The sequence below is a fragment of the Mycobacterium sp. genome (assembly GCF_035603715.1).
Lineage (GTDB): Bacteria > Actinomycetota > Actinomycetes > Mycobacteriales > Mycobacteriaceae > Mycobacterium.
This window is the reverse complement of record NZ_DATNJW010000276.1, coordinates 1-3039: the sequence shown is the minus strand read 5'-3', so window position 1 is coordinate 3039 and position 3039 is coordinate 1. Positions and strand designations below refer to the sequence as shown.

4 protein-coding genes are annotated in these 3039 nt (G+C 65.3%); 3 read left to right on the top strand and 1 reads right to left on the bottom strand.

All coding sequences use genetic code 11. The features are described 5' to 3' along the window. The 3 genes from VN856_RS11650 to VN856_RS11640 all read left to right on the top strand — a co-directional run. The coding region (locus tag VN856_RS11650) for a hypothetical protein (protein WP_325689117.1) at nucleotides 1-105 on the top strand (105 nt) is incomplete at its 5' end. A gap of 62 nt (nucleotides 106-167) precedes the next feature. Next, nucleotides 168-551 carry a DUF1304 domain-containing protein gene (locus tag VN856_RS11645; protein ID WP_325689115.1) on the top strand — a complete coding sequence of 128 codons (384 nt, stop codon included), beginning with the start codon at nucleotides 168-170 and terminating at the stop codon, nucleotides 549-551. 250 nt (nucleotides 552-801) lie between these two features. Beyond that, entirely contained in the window at nucleotides 802-1455 is a 654-nt protein-coding gene (locus VN856_RS11640) for a hypothetical protein (protein ID WP_325689113.1), read from the top strand. 61 nt (nucleotides 1456-1516) lie between these two features. On the opposite strand, the gene VN856_RS11635 is transcribed toward VN856_RS11640, so the two are convergent. Beyond that, nucleotides 1517-3039, bottom strand: a 1523-nt coding sequence (locus tag VN856_RS11635; RefSeq protein WP_325689111.1) for a thioester reductase domain-containing protein, incomplete at its 5' end; no start/stop codon positions are given.

Sequence of the window (3039 nt, the reverse complement as noted above, 5' to 3'; positions counted from 1 at the left end):
CGCACTCCGCGCGGCAGGGTGGCGACACCGCAGGCGTGGACGCACCTAGGGATGACGCCGCCTCCGCGCGCCAGCGGGTTAGGGCAGCCGGGACTGTTCGAGTAGTGGCGATCGCGAGCGCGGCGGAGCCGGGCGAAGCGGGTCGACACCATAGATGAGGAGGCGCAATGATCACCGCCGCATTGGTATTCGCAGGCCTGGCCGGTTTGCTGCACGTCTACATCTTCACGATGGAGTCGCTGACCTGGACCAGCAAGCGCACCCGCGCCGCCTTCGGCACGACTCCGGAGGAAGCCGAAACCACGAAGTTGCTGGCCTTCAACCAGGGCTTCTACAATCTGTTCCTGGCGATCGTCACGGGCGTGGGTATTGGCGCAATCGAGTTGGGACACAAGGGGATTGGTGCCGCACTGATCTTCGCCGGTGTTGGGTCGATGGCCGCGGCGGCGGTCGTGTTGCTGGCGTCGGCGCCGGACAAGGCCCGGGCGGCGCTCACGCAGGGCACATTCCCGGCGATCGCCGTTGTGTTACTGGTCGCGGGACTTCACTAGCACTGAATCCTGAATAAACTCAGCAGTTGCTGGGTTGCTCTTCCTGCCTCGTAAGCCGTGGACTGACCGTTGTGGGGCCACATCGTTTCGTTGCCGGTCGGCGCCGGACTTCGCCGCCTCTGAGGTGGATCTAAGGCTCGGGGATTAGCGTGACACCCGCGCTGACGGCATCGGTGTTGCGTCGTCGCGCGGGGGCACTCATCACGCACGCGCTGACACTTCGTGTCCACTGTTTGAGGAGAACTCGAAAATGAATGACTCGCGGTCAGGTTTCGGGACCCTGCAGATGCCGCGCAGCCGTGGCGCGGTGAGCGGATTGGTCCTACTCATCTTGGGGGCATGGGGCGCTTTGGTCCCGTTCATCGGCCCTTACCTCCATTTGTCGTACACGCCCGGTGAGGCTTGGGTGTGGAGCACAGCCCGAGCCTGGCTGGAGGTGTTTCCCGGAGTCACCGCCGCAGTGGGCGGATTTCTCCTGCTGATTTCCGGAAACCGCGCCACCGCCATGTTCGGCGGCTGGCTCGCGGTGATCGCCGGCGCCTGGTTCATCGTCGGCCGCACGCTGTCTCCGACCTTGCGCCTCGGCGACGTCGGCCAGCCCATGGCAGCCACGGACGCCAAGCGCGCCGTCGTCGAGATCGCATACTTTTCCGGGCTGGGCGCGTTGATCGTGTTCGTCGGCGGGGCAGTCCTGGCCAGAGTGACGATCCGGACTGCGCGGGACGTCGAGTTGTTGGCCCAACGGGCCGCCGAACTCCAGACGCCTGCGGACTCAAGTACTTTCGACGCTTTCGCCGAGGCGGCCCGCACCGAGGTAATGACGCCCGCGCCCCGACGCCACCACCGGCGCGAGAACAAGGGTGGCGTGTTCCGCCGGAGCAGCGCCGGCGCGCCCAGCCACTGACAGTCTTGACACGATGAGGCCGATCGCCGCCGGATAGGTGGCGATCGGCCTCAGTTTTAGGTCAGAGCAGCTCGAGCAACTGCAGATCGGTGATGTATTTGACGATCACCGGCTCCGAGACGTGTGGAATGTCTTTGTCGGGACCGATTTTCGCCTCTTGGACCGCTGCGCGGAATCGATCGGTCGGCGCCATCGATCCGTTGATCGGCGTCTGCGGCTTCTGGTAGTTGTGCAGCAGCGGCAACAGTGAGTACTGACGCTGCCGATCGGGCAGGGTCCGCAATGTCGTCTCGAACCGCTGCAGCCAGGTGCCGTAGTCACCGACCCGCTGGATCGAGTACCCGGCGTCGATCAGCCAGTCGACGTACTCGTCGAAGCCGATGCCGTCGTCGTAGGGGTTCATCACGTGATACGTCTGGAACCCGTCGACAACTTGGGCTCCCAGGCTCGAGATGGCCTCAGCGATGAATTCCACTGGCAGCCCGTCGTAGTGGGCCCGCTGCCGATTGCCGTCCGCGTCGAGTTCGTAGAACGAACCGGGCGCGATACCGGTGGCGACCAAGCTGAGCATCTGCCGGGTGAACATGTCCGGCAGGTTCAGCTGGCCTGCGTAGGTGGTATCGGCCAGGATCATGTCGCAGCGGAACACCGCGACCGGCAAACCGCACAGGTCGTTGGCTTCGCGCAGTAGCACCTCGCCGGCCCACTTGCTGTTGCCATAGCCGTTGGCGTAACCGTCGTTGATCTGACGGGTGGCGCTGATCTCCCGAATGTCGGCGTCCTCGACGAACTTTCCGGGCTGGATCTGGTCGCCCACCCCGATCGTCGACACGTAGGTGTACGGCTTGATCTTGGTGGTCAGCGCGATCTTGATCAGCTCGGCGGTGCCCAGCGCGTTGGGGCCGAACAATTCGCTGTACGGCAGCACGTGGTTCACCAGGGCCGCTGGGTCGACGATCAGGTCGACCGTGTCGGCCAGCCGCTGCCAGGTCTGCGGGTCCAGACCGAGGTTGGCCTCACCCTTGTCGCCGGCGATGACTTCGAGGTGGTCGGCCGCAAGCTCCTGGTAGTGCGCGAGCAGCGTCGGGTCGCCGCTGTCGAAGGTGTTGTCCAGCCGGGCCCTGGCGTCCTCGTTGGACTTCGCGCGAACCAGCGCAATGACTTTGCCGTCGACCAGATCCATCCGCTCCAGCCAGTCGAGCGCCAGGTAGCGGCCCAGGAATCCGGTCGCACCGGTCAACAACACCGTCCGCACCTCGCTGCCACCCTTCGGCAGGTCGGCCGCAGCGGCCAGCGTGGCCTCGTCGAGGAACTTGTCCAGCGTCAGGTCGGCGGCGTGCACCTCGTCCGCGTCGCGCCCGTGCACCGCGGCGAACGTCGGCCGCTTGGTGCCCTGTCGCTCGCCCTCGATGTAGGTGGCGATGGCCTGAAGGTCGTTGGCCGGGCTGACGATCACACCCACCGGCACGTCGACATCGAAGATCTCGTGCAATAGGTTGCCGAACGTCAACGCCGACAACGAGTCTCCGCCCAAGTCGGTGAAGTGCGCGTCGGGGGTTAGGTCGGACTTGGCCGCACCGAGCA